The sequence below is a fragment of the Pseudomonas macauensis genome (assembly GCF_047902425.1).
Classification (GTDB): domain Bacteria; phylum Pseudomonadota; class Gammaproteobacteria; order Pseudomonadales; family Pseudomonadaceae; genus Pseudomonas.
In genome coordinates this window covers 1,804,519-1,823,491 of sequence record NZ_CP138377.1, presented here as the reverse complement: position 1 = coordinate 1,823,491, position 18,973 = coordinate 1,804,519, and the positions used below count along the sequence as shown (strand labels likewise).

The 18,973-nt window shown below is 64.1% G+C and carries 15 protein-coding genes and 4 tRNA genes; 4 read left to right on the top strand and 15 right to left on the bottom strand.

Annotation, left to right across the window (positions count from 1 at the left end):
• Nucleotides 1–146: 146 nt before the first annotated feature.
• The 5 genes from SD196_RS08705 to SD196_RS08685 all read right to left on the bottom strand — a co-directional run bounded on the left by SD196_RS08705 (nt 147) and on the right by SD196_RS08685 (nt 6,926).
• Complete coding sequence (locus tag SD196_RS08705; RefSeq protein ID WP_416311265.1) at nt 147–1,277, bottom strand: TIGR03364 family FAD-dependent oxidoreductase; 1,131 nt, start codon at nt 1,275–1,277, stop codon at nt 147–149.
• Between the two features lie 205 nt (nt 1,278–1,482).
• Nucleotides 1,483–2,508 (bottom strand): putative 2-aminoethylphosphonate ABC transporter substrate-binding protein, encoded by a 1,026-nt coding sequence (locus tag SD196_RS08700; RefSeq protein ID WP_416311264.1) that lies wholly within the window; start codon nt 2,506–2,508, stop codon nt 1,483–1,485.
• Nucleotides 2,509–2,632: 124 nt separating this feature from the next.
• Complete coding sequence (locus SD196_RS08695; protein WP_343577929.1) at nt 2,633–4,336, bottom strand: putative 2-aminoethylphosphonate ABC transporter permease subunit; 1,704 nt, start codon at nt 4,334–4,336, stop codon at nt 2,633–2,635.
• A gap of 1 nt (nt 4,337) precedes the next feature.
• Nucleotides 4,338–5,393 (bottom strand): putative 2-aminoethylphosphonate ABC transporter ATP-binding protein, encoded by a 1,056-nt coding sequence (locus tag SD196_RS08690; protein WP_416311263.1) that lies wholly within the window; start codon nt 5,391–5,393, stop codon nt 4,338–4,340.
• Nucleotides 5,394–6,074: 681 nt separating this feature from the next.
• On the bottom strand, nt 6,075–6,926 hold the full coding sequence (locus tag SD196_RS08685; RefSeq protein ID WP_416311262.1) for a LysR family transcriptional regulator: 852 nt from the start codon (nt 6,924–6,926) through the stop codon (nt 6,075–6,077).
• Between the two features lie 196 nt (nt 6,927–7,122).
• On the opposite strand from SD196_RS08685, the gene SD196_RS08680 reads away from it, so the two are divergent.
• Nucleotides 7,123–8,193, top strand: a complete 1,071-nt coding sequence (locus SD196_RS08680; RefSeq protein WP_275607984.1) for a sensor domain-containing diguanylate cyclase — start codon at nt 7,123–7,125, stop codon at nt 8,191–8,193.
• Between the two features lie 113 nt (nt 8,194–8,306).
• Here SD196_RS08680 and SD196_RS08675 read toward each other — a convergent pair.
• A tRNA-Arg gene (locus SD196_RS08675) sits at nt 8,307–8,383 on the bottom strand.
• Between the two features lie 93 nt (nt 8,384–8,476).
• Here SD196_RS08675 and SD196_RS08670 point away from each other — a divergent pair.
• On the top strand, nt 8,477–8,962 hold the full coding sequence (locus SD196_RS08670; RefSeq protein ID WP_275607985.1) for a GNAT family N-acetyltransferase: 486 nt from the start codon (nt 8,477–8,479) through the stop codon (nt 8,960–8,962).
• A gap of 3 nt (nt 8,963–8,965) precedes the next feature.
• On the opposite strand, the gene phnN is transcribed toward SD196_RS08670, so the two are convergent.
• The gene (gene phnN / locus SD196_RS08665; RefSeq protein ID WP_343577997.1) at nt 8,966–9,529 is read right to left on the bottom strand and encodes a phosphonate metabolism protein/1,5-bisphosphokinase (PRPP-forming) PhnN; all 564 of its coding nucleotides are present in this window, start codon (nt 9,527–9,529) and stop codon (nt 8,966–8,968) included.
• A 481-nt stretch (nt 9,530–10,010) separates the two neighbouring features.
• On the opposite strand from phnN, the gene amrZ reads away from it, so the two are divergent.
• Entirely contained in the window at nt 10,011–10,343 is a 333-nt protein-coding gene (gene amrZ, locus SD196_RS08660; protein ID WP_015476477.1) for a transcriptional regulator AmrZ, read from the top strand.
• Between the two features lie 117 nt (nt 10,344–10,460).
• Here the strand turns inward: amrZ and mgtE are convergent, their stop codons facing one another.
• Nucleotides 10,461–11,903, bottom strand: a complete 1,443-nt coding sequence (gene mgtE, locus SD196_RS08655) for a magnesium transporter (RefSeq protein ID WP_275607987.1) — start codon at nt 11,901–11,903, stop codon at nt 10,461–10,463.
• Between the two features lie 324 nt (nt 11,904–12,227).
• On the opposite strand from mgtE, the gene SD196_RS08650 reads away from it, so the two are divergent.
• Complete coding sequence (locus SD196_RS08650; protein WP_343577998.1) at nt 12,228–12,740, top strand: DUF4124 domain-containing protein; 513 nt, start codon at nt 12,228–12,230, stop codon at nt 12,738–12,740.
• A gap of 70 nt (nt 12,741–12,810) precedes the next feature.
• Here SD196_RS08650 and SD196_RS08645 read toward each other — a convergent pair.
• The 7 genes from SD196_RS08645 to ltaE form a co-directional block, all read right to left on the bottom strand.
• Nucleotides 12,811–12,887: transfer RNA gene (locus tag SD196_RS08645), tRNA-Arg, on the bottom strand.
• 98 nt (nt 12,888–12,985) lie between these two features.
• Nucleotides 12,986–13,062 (bottom strand) — tRNA-Arg (locus tag SD196_RS08640).
• Nucleotides 13,063–13,171: 109 nt separating this feature from the next.
• Nucleotides 13,172–13,262, bottom strand: a tRNA-Ser gene (locus SD196_RS08635).
• A gap of 60 nt (nt 13,263–13,322) precedes the next feature.
• Nucleotides 13,323–13,508 (bottom strand): carbon storage regulator CsrA, encoded by a 186-nt coding sequence (csrA, locus tag SD196_RS08630; RefSeq protein WP_003085981.1) that lies wholly within the window; start codon nt 13,506–13,508, stop codon nt 13,323–13,325.
• 185 nt (nt 13,509–13,693) lie between these two features.
• Entirely contained in the window at nt 13,694–14,929 is a 1,236-nt protein-coding gene (locus SD196_RS08625; RefSeq protein WP_343577999.1) for an aspartate kinase, read from the bottom strand.
• A gap of 245 nt (nt 14,930–15,174) precedes the next feature.
• A complete protein-coding gene (gene alaS / locus SD196_RS08620) occupies nt 15,175–17,799 on the bottom strand; it encodes an alanine--tRNA ligase (protein WP_275607990.1) in 2,625 nt (874 codons plus the stop codon).
• A gap of 122 nt (nt 17,800–17,921) precedes the next feature.
• Nucleotides 17,922–18,926, bottom strand: a complete 1,005-nt coding sequence (gene ltaE, locus SD196_RS08615) for a low-specificity L-threonine aldolase (protein ID WP_331317184.1) — start codon at nt 18,924–18,926, stop codon at nt 17,922–17,924.
• Nucleotides 18,927–18,973 lie beyond the last annotated feature (47 nt).

Sequence of the window (18,973 nt, the reverse complement as noted above, 5' to 3'; positions counted from 1 at the left end):
CCGGCCTTGCAGGAGCGAGTTTGCTCGCGAACCCGCACGGCACGGACTGTTCGCGAGCAAGCTCGCTCCTACGAAGAGCAGATCACGCCCGCCCTCTGGTGTTATCAGAGGCCCATGAACGACGGATGACAGCCATGTGACAGGCCTCAGCCAAACAGCGCCGCGACAGTGCGCTCGCCCAGCGCCGGGCCGATGCTCATGCCCACGCCGGTATGCATCAGCACGGCGGTAATCCCGTCGGCGGCCTGCAGCACCGAGAACGGCCCCGGTCCGCGCGAACCGTAAACGCCCTGCCAACGCTCGACCACGTCCACGCGCATGCCCAGGGTGTCCTCGGCCAGCTGCAGCATGAGTTTGTCCACGGCCTCGGCATTGAACGGCGCCGCGTCGTTGCCGTAGTGGTGGGAGTCGCCGATGATCAGCTCGCCATGGGGCGTCGGGCTGACCAGCAGGTGAATGCCCTGCTCTTCCAGCTCCGGCGTCTCGCGGCGAATCTGCTCGCGCACCGCCTCGGCCTCGGGCAGGTCGGAGAAGGCACCATAATGCACGCAGCTCAGGCCGGTAAGGATCGAGTGGGCGAGACCGAAGTCGACCTGCGGGCGGACACGCAGCATCTGCAGGCGGCACACCTGCGGCTGCAGCGGTGCGATGACCTCGGCCAACAGCGTCTGGTAGTCATGCCCGGAGCAGACGATCACCTGCCTCGCGGTGAAGCTGCCCGCCGTGGTGCGCAGCACGCCGGTGTCGACGTCACGCACCAGGGTGGAGAAATGGAACTGCACGCCGTGCTCGCGGCGCAGGTAGTCGATCAGGCTCGGCAGCGCCTCGCGGGAATACAGCTGTTGGTCGTCGAAGCCCAGCAGCGCGGCGCGATGGTGGCGGAAATGGCCCTGGTAGAGGTCGTTCAGCTCACTGCCGCGCAGCAGGGCTACGCGGTAATCCAGCTCCCTGGCGCGGCCGGTGCAGAAGGCTTCCAGCAGATGCTCCTCGGCTTCGCTGCGGGCGAACAGCAACGAACCATTGCGCCGCAGGGAGAAACCGGCGCTCTCTGCCCACTGCGCCCAGATCGGCCGACTGGCGCGCGCCAGGTCCGACATCACGCCCGGCGGCTGGCCGGTAACCAGTGCCTGGCCGAAGTTGCGCACCGAGGCGCCCAGGGGCGTGGCGGTGCGCTCGAAGACGCGTACGGAGAGGCCGCGGCGGGCGGCGGCGTACGCGTGGGAAAGGCCGAGGATGCCGGCGCCGACGATGGCGACGTCGCAGTGGGTGTGGGTCATGGGGATATTTCCTGCGTGGCGAAGAGCCCCTCTCCCCCGCCCTCTCCCTGAAGGGAGAGGGAGCTCTCCTCTGCGAAGAGAAACCCTGAGTTCATCCTGAAACCATCAAAGGCACAGGCAGACGCTGAAACCGAACCAGCACACCGAACAGCCCCCTCTCCCTTCAGGGAGAGGGTTGGGGAGAGGGAGCCGCCAGCGCCGGACCTTACTTCTGCGCGACCTTCTCCGACTTGCCGTCGTAGCGCTTGCGCCATTCGGCGAGGATCTCGTCGCGGCTCTTCGAGGCCCAGGCGAAGTCGTTCTTGATCAGACGCTGCTCGTAGTCGGCCGGCAGCTCGGTCTGCGGCTTGGCGATGCCCGGCTGGGCCAGCACGGCGAAGTTTTCCTTGTACAGCTCCATGGCCTTGGGGCTGGCGGAGAAGTCGGCGAGTTTCTTCGCCGCGTCTTCATGCTGGGTGCCTTTGATGATGCCGGTGGCCTCGATTTCCCAACCCAGGCCCTCTTTCGGCAGGACGATGTCCAGCGGCGCGCCCTGGCGCTTCAGCTGCACGGCCGGGTACTCGAAGGAAATGCCGATCGGGAACTCGCCAGCGGCGGCCAGCTTGCACGGCTTGGAGCCGGAGTGGACGTACTGGCCGATGTTCTCGTGCAGGGCGTCCATGTAGGCCCAGCCCTGCTTCTCGCCGAAGGTCTGCAGCCAGGCGGAGACGTCGAGGAAGCCGGTGCCGGAGGACGCCGGGTTCGGCATGACGATCTTGCCCTTGTATTCCGGCTTGGTCAGGTCCTGCCAACTGATGGGTTTTTCCAGGCCGAGTTTCTCGGCTTCCACGGTGTTGAAGCAGATGGTGGCGGCCCACACGTCCATGCCCACCCAGGCCGGCGGGTCGGCCGGGTCACGGTAGTTCTTGCCGATGGCGCCCAGGTGCTTGGGCGCGTACTTCTCCAACATGCCCTGCGCATCGAGGATGGCCAGGCTGGACGCGGCCAGGCCCCACACTGCGTCGGCCTGCGGACGGTCCTTCTCGGCCAGCAGCTTGGCGGTGACGATGCCGGTGGAGTCGCGTACCCACTTGATCTTGATGTCCGGGTTCTCGGCTTCGAAGGCCTGCTTGTAGGCGGTCAGCTGTTCCGGTTCCAGGGCGGTGTAGACGGTCAGTTCGGTGTCGGCGGCGTGGGCCTGTGCGGCGAAACCGGCAACCACGGCGGCAGCGAGGGCAAGACGTTTGAACATGTGGAGCTCCTTGGCGTTTTCTGGGTCCCCACCTTGGCGGGGATGACGATAGGTGCAACGTTGAGTTTCTGGTTCAGAGCGGCAGGTGAAGCGCTACTTACGTGCAACGTAAAACTCTGGGCGATCACTTCCTCCAGGCCTGGGAGCGGCGCAGCAGGCCGCGCGAGGCGCCGGCCAGCAGCAGCGACACGGCGGCGGAAGTGATCAGGATCAGGGTGGACATGGCGGCGGCGCCGCCGACGTTGCCGGAGTCGTCCATGTTCAGCACGGCGACGGCGGCGAGGATGGTGTCCGGGTTGTAGAGGAAGATCGCCGCCGATACCGTGGTCATCGCCGAGACGAACAGGTAGCGGATGATGTCCAGCAGCGCCGGCAGGCAGATCGGCACGGTGACGCGCAGGTAGTGGCGCCACAGCGGCATCTTCAGCGACAGCGCGGCAGCCTCGAACTCGCCGTCGAGCTGGCGCAGCGCCGCGGTAGCGGTCATCTGCGCGGTGGTCAGGTAGTGGGCGATGGTGCACACCACCAGCAGCGCCATGCTGCCGTAGAACACATGCAGCGGGTTGCTCGGCAGGTTGAAGAAGAACACGTAGCCCAGGCCCAGCACCAGGCCGGGAACGGCCATCGGCACGAAGCAGAGCATGCGCAGCAGCTGGTTCAGCCATGGCTGCTCGCGGGTCTTCTCCATCAGGTAGGCGCCGGTGAAGATCACCGCGCTGCCGATGATGGCGGTACAGGCGGCCATGGTCAGGCTGTTGCGGTAGGCCAGCCAGCCACCGCCGGCGGTGGTGTCGAAATCGTAGTGATGCAGCGACAGCGACAGGTTGTACGGCCAGAACTTCACCAGCGAGGAGTACACGGCCATGCCCAGCACACCCAGCAATACCGTGCTGATCAGTACGACGACGGCAAGGAAGGCGGCATCGCGGCGGCGCGACGGCTTGGGATGGTAGACCTGCGCGCGACCGCTCATGGCCTCGCGTTGGCGCAGACGCAGCCAGGTGTCCACGGCGAAGCTGAGCAGCGCCGGCAGCAGGAGGATCATGCCGATCTGCGCGCCACGGCCGAACTGCTGCTGGCCGACCACCGCCTTGTAGGCTTCCAGCGCCAGCACCTGATAGTCGCCGCCCACCACGACCGGCACGCCGAAGTCGGTGATGGTCAGGGTGAACACCAGGCAGAAGGCGGCGAACACACCCTGCCGCGAGCCCGGCCAGGTGATGCTGCGGAAGGCTTTCCAGGGGCTGGCGCCCATGCTGGAGGCGGCGTCGAACAGGCGCGCATCGGCCAGCGACAGCGCGGACAGCAGGATCATCAACGCATGGGGGAAGGTGTAGATGGCTTCGCCCAGGACGATGCCCCAGAAGCCGTAGATGTTGTCCGGCACCCAGCCGCGCAGCAGGCCCTGGTTGCCGAACAGGTAGATCAGCGCGATGCCCGGCAGCATCGAGGGCGCCAGCAGCGGCAGCAGGGAAATCCCCCGCCACAGGCCCTTGGCCGGGATCAGCGTGCGTTGCAGCGCGTAGGCGAACAGGTAAGCCGCCGGCACGACGATGCACGCCACGCTCAGCGAAACCTTCAGGCTGTTGCCCAGAAGCCAGTGGAAGTTATCGCTGCGCAGCAGTTCGCCCATCGCGGCAACGCCACCGCCCTGCCCCGCCGCACTGCTGAAGCCGCGCCAGAAGATGGCCAGCAGCGGCAGCAGCACCGCAACGGTGAGCAGGACCAGCAGCAGGCACTTGCCGCCGCGCACGAACAGGCGATCGCCCAGATCTCCACGGAGCTTGCCGGCGGACAGCGCCGGATTGTGATTCACCACGGCATCCATCTCAGGCGAACACCTGCAGGCTGCGGGGCGGCAGGGATACCCAGATATCCGGGGTGCCCAGGCGCGGCATGTCTTCCGGCGCCAGTTCAGCCAGCAGCGGATGGCCCGGCAGCTGCTCCAGCTCGAAACTCATGCGGCAGCGGTTGCCGAGGAAGGTGATTTCGCGGATCTGCGCGCGGAACAGGTTTTCCTGATGCACCACCGGGTTCACGCTGATCGCCTCCGGACGGCAGAACAGCCGACCCGAGGCGCTCGCGGCCTGGTTCTGCAGGCGCAGGTTGAGGCTGCCGACGCGCGCATGGCCATCATTGCCGCGCTCGAACGGCAACCAGTTGCCCTGGCCGACGAACTCGGCGACGAAGGGCGTGGCCGGGGTGCTGTAGATCTCCTGGGCGGTGCCGTACTGCTCGATGCGACCGTGGTTCATCACCGCGATGCGGTCGGCCATCAGCATGGCTTCGTCCTGGTTGTGGGTCACCATTACGGTGGTGATGCCCAGGCTCTTCTGCAGTTGGCGAAGCTCACCACACAGGTGCTCGCGCACACGGGCGTCCAGCGCCGACATCGGCTCGTCGAGCAGCAGCAGCGACGGGCTCGGCGCCAGCGCGCGGGCCATCGCCACACGCTGCTGCTGGCCGCCGGAGAGCTGGCCGGGGTACTTCTTCTCGCTGCCGGAGAGGCCAACCAGCTCCAGCATCTCGGCTACGCGGTGGCGGGCTTCGTCCTTGCTGGCGTTGGCCAGGCCGTAGGCGATGTTCTGCTCGACGGTCAGGTTGGGGAACAGCGCGTAGGACTGAAACAGGATGCCGTAGTCGCGCGCCTGCGGCGGCAGCAGGGACACGTCGCGCTGGCCCAAGTGCAAGGTGCCCTCGTCCTGGCGCTCCAGGCCGGCGATGCAGCGCAGCAGCGTGGTCTTGCCGCAGCCGGAGGGACCGAGCAGACAGACCAGCTCGCCCGCCTTGACGTCCAGCGAAACGCCGTCGAGGGCGACGAACTGGCCGAAGCGTTTACGGATGTGGCGCACGCTGAGCGGCGTGCCGGCGATGGTCGTGTGCATGGCGGTACCTCGTGTTCTTTTGGCTCACGCCGCCGTGGGCAGCGACGTGATTTGACGAGGTTCATGCTAGGGAGCGAATGCGACGGCTCTATTGCGATGAGGAAAAGTGCACCGATAGATCCATAGGCAAATTTTGGTATAGGGATGAAAAATTTTGCGATGGGTTGGGTTACGCGGGGTGCCGTTTCTACGAGAAAAGCGCAGGACTCACCCGTAGGAGCGGACTTCGTCCGCGATGCTCTTCTTTGGAATTGGGTGTGTCTGCGCCGCTTCTGTGTGTTCGGATGTATTGGGTTTCGCCCCCTCGGGCGAGTCACTTTCTCAAACGACGGATGGCCGCCCCCAAGAAAGTAACCAAAGCGCTTGCCCCTGCATCCGGTTTTTCGCTTAGGCGAAAAATTCCCTCGCTCCATCGGAGTTTCAGGGGCACGCCGCGAAGGGCCATCCCTGGCCCATCGCGTCTCTCGCGACATCCATGTCGCTCAACCCCTGAAACTCCGATTCCACTCGGCCTCCTGAAGGGGCGCTCCGGCGTGTGCGGATGTTTCTCTGGAAGTCCTCAGAAGCTAAGAGTTAGAGCCTGCGCGGTACGTGCGCTCCCGTAGGAGCGGACCTTGTCCGCGAAATCCATCGCGGATGAATCCGCGCCTACAGGTGAATGCGCAGGCGTGGCGCCCACGCCTACACCTGCGCCAACCCCAGAAACGCACTCGGCAACCGCGCCTGCCGCCGATCCTTCAGGCAATACAGGTACTCATCGATCCGCCGCGCGCCAACGATCTCCAGCACACACAGCTGCGGATTATCCGGCACCTCCTGGCGGGCGATGATGCTCACTCCCAGGTTGCGGATCACCGCCTCGCGGATCGACTCGCGGCTGCCGATCTCCAGCATCGAGGCCGGGGTAACCCCGGCGTCCTGCAACATCGCCTCGGTAAGCTGGCGGGTGGTGGAGCCCGCCTCGCGCATCAGCAGGCAGTGACTGCGCAGATCACCCAACGCCACCGACTGCTGCATCGCCAGTGGATGGCTGCGATGCACCGCCAGCACCAACGGATCGCTGCCGAGCACCACGCGGGTGAGGCGCGCATCGTCCACTTGCTGTGAGGAGGCCGCCAGGTCGACCCGACACTCCACCAGCGCTTCGAGCACCTGCTGGGAGTTGCCGATCTCCACCGACACCTCGATCTGCGGGAAGCGCTCACGGAAGGTCTTGATCAGGCCGAGCACGTAATAAGGAGAAGTGGCGCCGATGCGCAGCGCACCCTGCATCTGCCCGCAATTGCGCAGGTAGAACTCGATGTCGGCTTCCTGCTGCAACAACGCCTCGACCATCGGCAACAGGCGCGCGCCCTCGTCGCTCAGGGTCAGGCGGCGGCCGCCACGGTAGAACAGCTCCACCGCGTACTGGCTTTCCAGGTTGCGGATCTGGGTGGTGACGGTGGGCTGGCTCAGGCCGAGCTTCTTCGCCGCCTGGGTGATGCTGCCCAGCTTCGCAACCCGATAGAAGGCCTTCAGTTCTGCACTCAGCATCCGCTAGATCCGCTCGTTCGTAGAATTCTTCAACACACTTTCCAGGCGCGCAGGCCAGCATCGCGAGATGCTACAGCAAGTGCTGGGATCCTTCGAACGGGCTACCAGCGCAACGGCCCTGTACGAGCGACCCGCGCGGGGCTTCGGCCGTTCGGCTATGCTCGCGCCGGCGACCCACTCGTGCACAGGGCGGTAAATGTTCAAGACGATTGAATCCGAAGTACTGAAGCAACGCATATCGCCCGAGCTACGGGCCGAATTCCTCCAGCATGATTTCGAACGGCTGCACGGGCTCAGCCTGCTGGTGTTCTGCGTCAGCATCGGCATGTGGTTCCTGTTCGACCTGATCGTCAGCTTCCAGGCCTTTCAGGGCTTCGGCATCGGCTCGCTGATCTTTCTCGCCGCCTTCGCCGCCATCACCCTGGTGTCCGCCAAGGTGCGCAAGGCACAGCATTTCTATGTGATCAACCTGATCTTCGTCACCGTCTTCTGCGTGGCAGCCCGCCTAGTGATCGATGGGCTGCCCGAAGCCTTACGCTCGACCTGGCTGGTGATTGCCGCGGCGACCATCCTCTACAGCGCCACCGCCATGCCGCTGAACCGCCCCGCTTTCTTCGCCGTGCTGGTGGTGACCTGGGTGCTGCTCAACCCGCTGCTGGGCGACGTGCCGCATTTCGACGAGCGGCGCAGCATGCTGATCTGCTACCCACTGTTCATCAGTGCCCTGACGGTCTACATCTTCCATCACCTGAGCCAGGCCAAGCTGCACAACTACGCCATGGCCCGGCTGCTGGTGGACCAGGCCTATCTCGACGTACTCACCGACCTGCCCAACCGCCGCTCGTTCATGGCCCGTGTCGGCCGGCGCCTGGGTGAGGACGCCAGCGAAGAGCGCTATCTGGCGATGGTCGACATCGACCACTTCAAGCGGGTGAACGACAACTACGGACACGATGTCGGCGACGAGGTACTGACCCGCGTGGCGCACGCGATCCGCAGCGAAATGGACGGCTTCGAATTCGCCCGCCTGGGTGGCGAGGAGTTCGGCCTGTACCTCTGGGGCATCAGCGCCGAGCAAGCCAGCCAGCACATGGATCGGCTGCGCCGCGCCGTCGCCGAACAGCCTGGCACCCCATCGGTCACCATCAGTCTCGGCCTCGCTCGCCTCGGCGCGAACGGCAGCCTGAGCAAGGCCCTGATCAAGGCCGACCAGGCGCTCTACGAGGCCAAGCACAACGGACGCAACCGGGTGAGCTACAGTCCCTGAGTCCAACCGGCACCGTAGCGCATCGACGAATTACCTGTCGTATTCCAAGGGCGAGCGAAAGCCTCACCGCCCCTGAAAAAACAAAAGGCCCGCGAGTGCGGGCCTTGGCATGCTGGTGTCCCGGAGAGGGGTCGAACCTCCAACCTTCCCCTTAGGAGGGGGACGCTCTATCCAATTGAGCTACCGGGACACGATCGGGTCGGCATGTTAACGAGCGATGGCGATTTTGTCATGCCGCTGCCACCGGACGGGTCCATAATTTTTTCAACAGGGGAGGAATACCGTGAACAGCAGCCCAGCAGACCACGAAGCGACGCCCGATTCGCCCTTCGCCACCTTCGACGTGCGTGTCGCCACGCCGGACGACGCCCCTGCCCTTGCGCCCCTGCTGCAGCAGTTGGGCCTCCAGGATCCGAGCCCGGACATCGCGCTGCTCGCGCTGGAACTGGGCAACCAGCGCCCGACACGGGTCACGCTGGTGGCCGAACGCGACGGCATCCTGCTGGGCACCTGCACCCTGCACCTCATCGAGCACATCGCCCACGGCTTCGCCCGCTCGGCGATTCTCGAAGACATGGTGGTGGACAGCCGTGCCCGCGGCCAGGGCATCGGCCAGGCGCTGATCCGGCGCGCCGTGGAATGGGCCAGCGGCTGGGGCTGCTACAAGCTGGCGCTGTCCAGCCACCAGGACCGGGAAATGGCCCACCGCTTCTATGCGGCGATGGGGTTCGCACCTCACGGTGTCAGCCTGTCACTGCGCCTGGACTGACGCTCAGCCCGCCTGGGCATCCGGCGGATCGAGCAGGTCCAGCAGATGGCCGACGGTGACGTCGAGGGATACCGAGTTGTCCAGCTCCACCAGCGGTCCGGGCAGGCCGTCGGCGAAGTGCGCGTTGCGGGCCAGGCGCGCCTCGATCTCCGGCAGCGTCTCGCGCCCCCGCTTCAGCAGGCGCTGCCGCAGTACCTCGGGCTCGACCCGCAGCAATACCGCGATCAGCCACGGATAACGGCGCCTCGCCTCGGGCAGGTACTTACGTGAACCATTGACCAACACGTCGTGGCCAGCGGCGAGCCAGTCATCGATCTCGCGGGGGATGCCATAGTGCAGGCCGTTGGCGCGCCAGCTCATGGCGAAGGCGCCAGTCTGCTCCAGCCGGGCGAACTCCTCGACACTCACCGAATGCGCCTCTTCGCCACGCGCCTCGGCGGAACGGGTGATGACGCGCCGGACGATCCGGCAGTCCCGCGCCGCCAGGGGAGTACTGGCGGCTTGCAACAGGCTGTCCTTGCCGGAGCCCGATGGGCCCATCAGGTAAATGAGTCTGCCTGGGGTCATGACACTCTCTGGAGGGGCCGGCGGCTCGGCGCTACGTCGTTTCTGATCCGCGGGCCAGATGATACCGTCAGCCACGCAGGAGGTCAGAAGAATTGCTGTCGGAAAATGCAGTTAACACCGGCCAACCCTGCCCCTGGCCTGCCCGCTGTGCCATCATGCGCGCCCCCTCATCGGATACACGCCTCCCCCCGTCGCAGTGACGGAGCGGAGCCCTCCGCAGTTCGGCTACGCTGTCAATATCGGGCCTGACGTCACTTGAACCCGTCGAAAGGAAGGTCTGCCGAGGACGTCGCATTTCGGATGATTGGTGCTGGCATTTAGCCTTCACCCGAGCCACAATATGTCGCAGATTTGACGTCAAGTTATTGGTTTTTTCCGAAACCGTTGACGACGCGCTGAACGACCAACGGAAACCGCTGTCAAAGGGCCTGAACGAACGCTGACCCATGGCATCGGCCTCCCTGACTTACAGGTTTAATGTATGCGCCCATTGAAACAGGCAACCCCTACCTACTCCAGCCGCACCGCTGACAAATTCGTCGTACGTCTGCCGGAAGGCATGCGCGAGCGTATCGCTGAAGTCGCTCGTAGCCACCATCGCAGCATGAACTCCGAGATCATCGCGCGCCTGGAGCAGAGCCTGCTTCAGGAAGGCGCATTGCAGGACAATCTCGGCATTCGCCTGGACAGCCCCGAGCTGAGCCTGCACGAACGCGAATTGCTGCAACGCTTCCGCCAGTTGACCCATCGCCAGCAGAACGCGCTGATCGCCCTGATCGCGCACGACGCCGAAATGGCGCAAAACGACGCCTGAGTCGTACGCAAGACCGAAAACAGCCGGCCCTGAGCCGGCTTTTTCATGCCTGTAATTTCCAGGGAAATCCCGGGCACAAAAAAGCCGCCTCGCGGGCGGCCTTTTCGGCGGAGCGGCTTACATCAGGAACAACGTCGCCAGCCCAAGGAAGATGAAGAAACCGCCGCTGTCGGTCATGGCGGTGATCATCACGCTGGAACCCATGGCCGGGTCGCGCCCCAGGCGCAGCAGCGTCATCGGGATCAGCACCCCCATCAGCGCCGCCAGCAGCAGGTTCAGCGTCATCGCGCCAGTCATCACCGCACCCAGTTCCCAGTTGCCATACAGGTAGAAGGCGACAAGGCCGATCACCCCCCCCCATACCAGGCCGTTCACCAGGGCCACGCCCAGTTCCTTGCGCAGCAGGCGGTTGGCGCTGTTGGTCTGGATCTGATCCAGCGCCATGGCGCGGACGATCATGGTGATGGTCTGGTTACCGGAGTTACCGCCGATACCAGCGACGATGGGCATCAGCGCGGCCAGCGCCACGAGCTTCTCGATGGAGCCTTCGAACAGGCCGATCACCCGCGAGGCGATGAAGGCAGTGATCAGGTTGGTGGCCAGCCAGGCCCAGCGGTTGCGCACCGACTTCCAGACCGAGGCGAAGATGTCTTCCTCTTCGCGCAGACCGGCCATGCTCAGCACTTCGCTCTCGCTCTCCTCACGGATCAGGTCGACCATCTCGTCGATAGTCAGACGGCCGATCAGCTTGCCGTTCTTGTCCACCACCGGGGCGGAAATCAGGTCGTAGCGCTCGAACGCCTGGGCGGCATCGTAGCCGTCCTCGTCGGGGGTGAAGGTCACCGGATCGGTTGCCATGACCTCGGCCACGTCCTTGTCCGGATCATTCACCAGCAGGCGCTTGATCGGCAGCACGCCCTTGAGCACGCCGTCATAGTCGACCACGAAGAGCTTGTCGGTATGACCCGGCAGCTCCTTGAGGCGGCGCAGGTAACGCAGCACCACTTCCAGACTGACGTCGTCGCGGATGGTGACCATCTCGAAGTCCATCAGCGCGCCGACCTGGTCTTCCTCGTAGGAGAGCGCCGAACGCACACGCTCGCGCTGTTGCGCATCGAGGCTTTCCATCAGCTCATGGACCACGTCGCGCGGCAGCTCCGGCGCCAGGTCCGCGAGTTCGTCGGCATCCATGTCCTTGGCCGCCGCGAGGATCTCATGATCGTCCATGTCGGCGATCAGGGTTTCCCGCACGGCGTCGGAGACTTCAAGGAGGATGTCGCCGTCGCGCTCGGCCTTGACCAGTTGCCAGACCGTCAGGCGGTCATCCAGCGGGAGCGATTCGAGGATGTGGGCGATGTCGGCCGGGTGCAGCTCGTCCAGCTTGCGCTGAAGTTCGGCAAGGTTCTGGCGGTGGACCAGGTTTTCGACGAGATCGTGATGCTGGCCTTCCTGACGGTGCGTCAGGTCTTCCACCAGCTTGTGCTTGTGCAGCAGGTCGACCACCTGGTTGAGGCGGTCCTGCAGGCTTTCCTGCGGCTTCTTGGCTTCTACTTCGGTCATAGCACGCTCCACCCCCAGTGGCAGAACGCGCCATTGGGGATCAATACATCAGGTCGTGTTTACGCAATCGGGGTTCTGAGTAACTACTGGGTAAGTCCATGGTGGTTGTCCCATGCGCCCATCAAGGGCAGATGCGGGAAATGATAACACTCCGGGGTGCAATACGCGTTACAAAATAGCGGCAAGAACAATCGCTTGCGCCCGAAAGCTCAGTACGGGTTCATCGCTCGGTTCGACGCGCGAAATCCCCGACAAGACACCCAGCACCGGATTACAAATCCAGGTCCTAGGCTGCCTGGCAGGCCCGCCTTCACGGAGGACATCATGCGCCTGCCCGCCCTGCTGTTTTCGACCCTGCTTCTGCTACCGACCAGCGAAGCGGCAACGGTGTTCCGCTGCACATCCGCCGCGGGGAAAGTCCTCTTCAGCCAGTATGGCTGCTCCACCGATCAGCAGCAGGACCGACAGGAAGCCTCCAACCCCACGCCAGGCAACGGCAAACCGGTACCGCTGGCGAACCCCAGGCCCGCAGCACTACCCCGCACAGCGGCACGCGGGAAAATCCAGGAGAGCGATGAAGGCGTCGTGGTAGTGGGCGAGCAGCAGAACGGCTGCGGCAATCGCGTTACCGGCGCAGCCAGGCGCAAGGCGATCATCGAAGGCAGGATCAGGACCGGGATGACCCGCAGAGACGTGGAAAGCGCCCTCGGCAGGCCGGACAAGGTCAGCCAGAACAACGGGACGCTGCGCTATCACTATGAGGCGGACAAGAGGCACGGCGCGCGCAGCGTGACCTTCGACGAGGATGGCTGCGTGGCTGGCAAGGCGAAACGCTGAGAACCCTGACGGGGAAGTTTTTCGCCGCACAAAGAAAAAGGGCCTGCATTTCTGCAGGCCCTTTCGTATATGGCGCACTCAGGAGGATTCGAACCTCCGACCGCTCGGTTCGTAGCCGAGTACTCTATCCAGCTGAGCTATGAGTGCGTCGTCGGTAAAGTTTAACCAGATTCACCAACTGGTTGCAGCTATTGGCCTTTCAGCCCTTTCGCCACTGAAGCCCCGCTTTCGCGTTGCCTCGTATATGGCGCACTCAGGAGGATTCGAACCTCCGACCGCTCGGTTCGTAGCCGAGTACTCTATCCAGCTGAGCTATGAGTGCGCTGATGAGGGCGCAAATTCTAGAGCGATTATTCTGAGCTGTCAACAAGATTTTTCAATCATTTCAGTCACTTACGTAACCGGACAACTCATCGCACCAGAGGATGCAATGGCGGAGAGGGGGGGATTCGAACCCCCGACACCCTTTTGAGGTGTACTCCCTTAGCAGGGGAGCGCCTTCGGCCACTCGGCCACCTCTCCGCAACACGGGGCGCATGATATCCATGTTTTCCCCGTTTGCAAAGAAAAATTTTAGAAAAATTAATGGTTTGGTTCTTGGTCTTTCTCTTTCTGGATGCGCTGGTAGATTTCCTCACGGTGCACAGCGACTTCCTTCGGCGCATTCACACCGATTCGCACCTGATTTCCCTTGACGCCCAACACAGTCACGGTGACGTCATCACCGACCATCAGGGTCTCTCCGACCCGGCGAGTCAGAATCAGCATTCCTTTCTCCTTACGAATTACGGATAAACAGTCTGCAAAAAAGAAATGGTGGCAGATTCGTGTAGATCAAGTGCGCGAATCCTTCACCCAAGTATTGACCAGTCCTGTCGGAATGAAAGTTCCTAGCGCCTGATCAAAAACGACAAAAGGCGCGGGGTAGCCGCGCCTTTCGGGTATCACTCCCCTTACTCGCCCTGTCGGGCCGGGGCGTCGAGCTCGAACGCCGTGTGCAGGGCACGCACCGCCAGCTCCAGGTACTTCTCTTCGATGACGACGGAAACCTTGATTTCCGAGGTGGAGATCATCTGGATGTTGATGGATTCCTTGGCCAGAGCCTCGAACATGCGGCTGGCGACACCGGCGTGGGAACGCATGCCGACACCGACGATGGAAACCTTGGCGATGTTGGTGTCGCCAGTGGCTTCGCGCGCACCGATGCTGGTGGCGGTCTGCTTGAGGATTTCCAGGGCGGCCTGGTAGTCATTACGGTGCACGGTGAAGGTGAAGTCGGTGGTGTTATCGTGCGAAACGTTCTGCACGATCATGTCGACTTCGATGTTCGCAGCGCTGATCGGACCAAGGATCTTGAAAGCAACGCCGGGAGTATCCGGTACGCCACGGATGGTCAGCTTGGCTTCGTCGCGGTTGAAGGCGATGCCGGAGATGATCGGCTGTTCCATGGATTCCTCTTCATCAAGGGTAATGAGGGTGCCCGGACCCTCCTGGAAGCTGTGCAGCACGCGCAGCGGGACGTTGTACTTGCCGGCGAATTCGACCGAACGGATCTGCAGGACCTTAGAGCCGAGGCTGGCCATTTCCAGCATCTCCTCGAAGGTGATCTTGTCCAGGCGCTGCGCCTGCGGCACTACGCGCGGGTCGGTGGTGTAGACGCCATCGACATCAGTGTAGATCTGGCACTCGTCGGCCCTCAGCGCCGCGGCCAGGGCCACGCCGGTGGTGTCGGAACCGCCACGGCCGAGGGTGGTGATGTTGCCGTGCTCGTCCACACCCTGGAAGCCTGCGACCACGACGACGCGGCCGGCCTTCAGGTCTGCGCGAATGTTGGCATCGTCGATGCTCAGGATACGCGCCTTGGTGTGCGAGCTGTCGGTCAGGATGCGCACCTGGTTGCCGGTGTAGGACACCGCCGGCACGCCACGCTTGATCAGCGCCATGCTCAGCAGCGCGATGGTCACCTGCTCGCCAGTGGAAACCATGACGTCCAGCTCGCGCGGAATCGGCTGGTCCATGATCTGTTTCGCCAGGCCAATCAGGCGATTGGTCTCGCCGCTCATGGCGGACACCACCACGACGATGTCGTCGCCCGCCTCACGGAATTTCTTCACCTTCTCGGCCACCTGCTCGATTCGCTCGACGGTGCCGACGGAGGTCCCTCCAAACTTCTGTACGATCAAAGCCATTTCAAAAGCCGCCTGATTCCTGAAGGGCGCCCATTTAACATGCATCACCGCATGCTGCCAAGGCCCGCCGGACGCGCTGCGGACCCCGGTATTTCAGGGCCTTTAGAGCCTGTTTACGATCTCGCGAGCTAGAGCAGAACAAGGCGAAATCGGTTGAGGGAGCGGAGTTTACACACAGTAAATGAGCATCCCGAAACCGATTTCAACGCCGTTATGCCGACGCGCAGCAGATCGTAAGCAGGTTCTTAGAGGCCCTGTTCGACAAATGTACGCGCCAGCGCCAGAGCCTCGTCCAGCTTGCCGGCATCGACGCCACCGCCCTGGGCCATGTCCGGGCGACCACCGCCCTTCCCGCCCACAGCCGCAGCGGCCTGCTTCATCAGATCGCCAGCCTTGAGCTTGGCGGTCAGGTCCTGGGTCACGCCGGCAACCAGCACGACCTTCTCCTCGAACACGCCGCCGAGCAGGATCACGCCGCTGCCGAGCTTGTTCTTGAGCTGGTCGACCAGCGCCAGCAGCGCCTTGCCGTCCACACCGTCGAGACGCGCGGCGAGCACCTTGGCGCCGCTGACCTCGATGGCCGAGGAAGCCAGGTCGTCACCGGCGGCGCTGGCGGCCTTGGCCTTGAGCTGTTCCAGCTCCTTTTCCAGCTGACGGTTGCGCTCGATCAGGCCGGACAGCTTGTCCAGCAGGTTGTCACGACTGCCCTTGACCAGGCCGGCCGCTTCCTTGAGCTGCTCTTCGGCACCGTTCAGGTAGGCCAGCGCTGCAGCGCCGGTAACCGCCTCGATACGGCGTACGCCGGAGGCCACGCCGCCTTCGCTGGTGATCTTGAACAGGCCGATGTCGCCGGTACGGGACACGTGGGTGCCGCCGCACAGCTCGACGGAGAAGTCGCCGCCCATGCTCAGCACGCGCACCAGGTCGCCGTACTTCTCGCCGAACAGCGCCGTGGCGCCCTTGGCCTTGGCGGTGTCGATGTCGGTCTCTTCGGTCTCGACTTCGGTGTTCTTGCGAATCTCGGCGTTGACGATGTCTTCCAGTTGCTTCAGCTGCTCCGGCTTGATCGCCTCGAAGTGGCTGAAGTCGAAGCGCAGGCGCTGGCTGTTCACCAGAGAGCCCTTCTGCTGGACGTGATCGCCCAGCACCTGGCGCAGCGCGGAGTGCAGCAGGTGGGTCGCGGAGTGGTTCAGCGCAGTGGCCTGGCGCACGGAAGCATCGACCTCGGCCTTCACCGCGGAACCGACGTTCAGGCTGCCCTGGGCAACCACGCCGTGGTGCAGGTGCGCACCGCCGGCCTTGGTGGTGTCACGCACGTCGAAGCGCACGCCGGCACCGGCGAGGTAGCCGCAGTCGCCGACCTGGCCACCGGATTCGGCGTAGAACGGAGTCTGGTCGAGGACGACCACGCCCTCCTCGCCTTCGCCCAGCTGCTCGACGGCCTTGCCGTCCTTGAACAGGGCGATGATCTGGCCGGCGCCGGAGACGCCCTGGTAGCCGAGGAAGCGGGTGTCGCCGTCGACTTTCACCAGGCTGTTGTAGTCCATGCCGAAGGCGCTGGCGGAGCGGGCACGCTCGCGCTGGGCTTCCATCTCGCGCTCGAAGCCTTCCTCGTCGAGGGTCAGGCTGCGCTCGCGGGCGATGTCGTTGGTCAGGTCGACCGGGAAGCCGTAGGTGTCGTACAGCTTGAATACCACGTTGCCGGGGATGACGCTGCCCTTGAGCTCGGACAGGTCCTGCTCGAGGATCTTCAGGCCCTGCTCCAGGGTCTTGGCGAATTGCTCTTCCTCGGTCTTGAGCACGCGCTCGATGTGCGCCTGCTGCTGCTTGAGCTCGGGGAAGGCTTCGCCCATCTCGCCAACCAGCGCGGCAACGATCTTGTGGAAGAAGGTGCCCTTGGCGCCCAGCTTGTTACCGTGGCGGCAGGCGCGACGGATGATGCGGCGCAGCACGTAGCCGCGGCCTTCGTTGGACGGCAGCACGCCATCGGCGATCAGGAAGCCGCAGGAACGGATGTGGTCGGCCACGACTTTCAGCGACGGAGCGCCGTCGTTGGCGCAGCCGATGGCGTCGGCGGAAGCCTTCAGCAGGCTCTGGAACAGGTCGATCTCGTAGTTCGAGTGGACGTGCTGCAGCACGGCACTGATGCGCTCGAGGCCCATGCCGGTATCCACGCTCGGCGCCGGCAGCGGGTGCATGACGCCGTCCGCGGTGCGGTTGAACTGCATGAATACGTTGTTCCAGATCTCGATGTAGCGGTCGCCGTCTTCTTCCGGCGAGCCGGGCGGGCCGCCCCAGATGTCAGCGCCGTGGTCGAAGAATATCTCGGTGCACGGACCGCACGGACCGGTGTCGCCCATCGCCCAGAAGTTGTCCGACGCGTAGGGAGCGCCCTTGTTATCGCCGATGCGGACCATGCGCTCGGCGGGAATGCCGACTTCCTTGGTCCAGATGTCATAGGCCTCGTCATCGGTGGCGTAGACGGTGACCCAGAGCTTCTCCTTGGGCAGGTTCAGCCACTTGTCGGAGGTCAGGAATTCCCAGGCGTAGGTGATGGCGTCGCGCTTGAAGTAGTCGCCGAAGCTGAAGTTGCCCAGCATTTCGAAGAAGGTGTGGTGGCGCGCGGTGTAGCCGACGTTTTCCAGGTCGTTGTGCTTGCCGCCGGCACGCACGCACTTCTGGCTGGTGGTGGCGCGGGTGTAGGCGCGCTTTTCCAGGCCCAGGAAGCAATCCTTGAACTGGTTCATGCCTGCGTTGGTGAACAGCAGGGTCGGATCGTTCGCGGGGATCAGCGAACTGGACGCAACGCGGGTGTGCCCCTTCTCTTCGAAGAAGCGGAGGAAGGCTTCACGGATTTCAGCGCTTTTCATAGATTCTTCCACGGAAAAATACGGCCACAAATCGCCGGCAAAGGGCCGCATTATGATCGGCCCTGCGTACTGGGTACAGAGTGTTTGTGCGATAGACGGCGCCTATTGCGCCTCACGCATGCTCAGTCGCGACGAAAGGCAGCGAAAGCTTCCACGATACGCGGAATATCCGCCGATTTCACGTCGAGGTGCGTGACCAGTCGAAGGCGCGCCGCCGGGCTGACGCGAATGCCGCGCTCGGCGAGATGGGCAGCCAGCGCACCGGCCTGCTCACCGATGCCGACGTAGACCATGTTGGTCTGTACCGGCTCGATGGCATAGCCCAGTTCGGCGAGGCCACGGCCCAGCGTTTCGGCGTTGGCATGGTCCTCAGCCAGACGCTCGACCTGATGGTCCAGCGCATACAGCGCCGCCGCTGCCAGGCCGCCGGCCTGGCGCATGCCCCCGCCAACCATCTTGCGCAGACGGCGCGCGCGGCCGATCAGCTCGGCGTCGCCGCAGAGTACCGAGCCCACCGGCGCGCCAAGCCCCTTGGACAGGCATACCGAGACGGAATCGAAGTGGCGGGTGATCTCGCAGGCGTCCACGCCCAGCTTGACCGCCGCGTTGTACAAGCGCGCGCCGTCCAGGTGCAGGGCCAGGCCACGGCGGCGGGTCATCTCCCGTGCGGCGGCGAGATAGGCCTGCGGCAGGACCTTGCCCTGCATGGTGTTTTCCAGCGCCAGCAGACGGGTGCGGGCGAAGTGGAAGTCGTCCTGCTTGATCGCCGCCTCGACCTTGGCCAGGTCCAGCGAACCGTCGGCTTCGCCGTCGATCGGCTGTGGCTGGATGGAGCCGAGGACGGCGGCGCCACCGCCTTCATATTTATAGGTGTGCGCCTGCTGGCCGACGATGTATTCATCGCCGCGGCCGCAGTGGGCCATCAGCCCCAGCAGGTTGCTCATGGTGCCGGTGGGCACGAAGAGCGCGGCGGCAAAGCCCAGACGCTCTGCCAGGGTCGCTTCCAGGCGGTTGACGGTGGGGTCTTCGCCATAGACGTCGTCGCCCAGTTCGGCACGCGCCATGGCCTCGCGCATCCCGGCGGTGGGCAGGGTGACGGTATCGCTGCGAAGGTCGATGGTAGACATGGCGGAGCTCCTCGGGCATCAGGCGGAAAGGACCGATGCTAAGCGCT

Coding starts and splice junctions, on each gene's coding strand:
- alaS (WP_275607990.1), bottom strand. CDS start 17,799: ATGAAAAGCGCTGAAATCCGTGAAGCCTTCCTCCGCTTCTTCGAAGAG.
- SD196_RS08625 (WP_343577999.1), bottom strand. CDS start 14,929: ATGGCTTTGATCGTACAGAAGTTTGGAGGGACCTCCGTCGGCACCGTC.
- SD196_RS08700 (WP_416311264.1), bottom strand. CDS start 2,508: ATGTTCAAACGTCTTGCCCTCGCTGCCGCCGTGGTTGCCGGTTTCGCC.
- mgtE (WP_275607987.1), bottom strand. CDS start 11,903: ATGACCGAAGTAGAAGCCAAGAAGCCGCAGGAAAGCCTGCAGGACCGC.
- csrA (WP_003085981.1), bottom strand. CDS start 13,508: ATGCTGATTCTGACTCGCCGGGTCGGAGAGACCCTGATGGTCGGTGAT.
- SD196_RS08695 (WP_343577929.1), bottom strand. CDS start 4,336: ATGGATGCCGTGGTGAATCACAATCCGGCGCTGTCCGCCGGCAAGCTC.
- amrZ (WP_015476477.1), top strand. CDS start 10,011: ATGCGCCCATTGAAACAGGCAACCCCTACCTACTCCAGCCGCACCGCT.
- SD196_RS08680 (WP_275607984.1), top strand. CDS start 7,123: ATGTTCAAGACGATTGAATCCGAAGTACTGAAGCAACGCATATCGCCC.
- SD196_RS08685 (WP_416311262.1), bottom strand. CDS start 6,926: ATGCTGAGTGCAGAACTGAAGGCCTTCTATCGGGTTGCGAAGCTGGGC.
- SD196_RS08650 (WP_343577998.1), top strand. CDS start 12,228: ATGCGCCTGCCCGCCCTGCTGTTTTCGACCCTGCTTCTGCTACCGACC.
- SD196_RS08705 (WP_416311265.1), bottom strand. CDS start 1,277: ATGACCCACACCCACTGCGACGTCGCCATCGTCGGCGCCGGCATCCTC.
- phnN (WP_343577997.1), bottom strand. CDS start 9,529: ATGACCCCAGGCAGACTCATTTACCTGATGGGCCCATCGGGCTCCGGC.
- ltaE (WP_331317184.1), bottom strand. CDS start 18,926: ATGTCTACCATCGACCTTCGCAGCGATACCGTCACCCTGCCCACCGCC.
- SD196_RS08690 (WP_416311263.1), bottom strand. CDS start 5,393: ATGCACACGACCATCGCCGGCACGCCGCTCAGCGTGCGCCACATCCGT.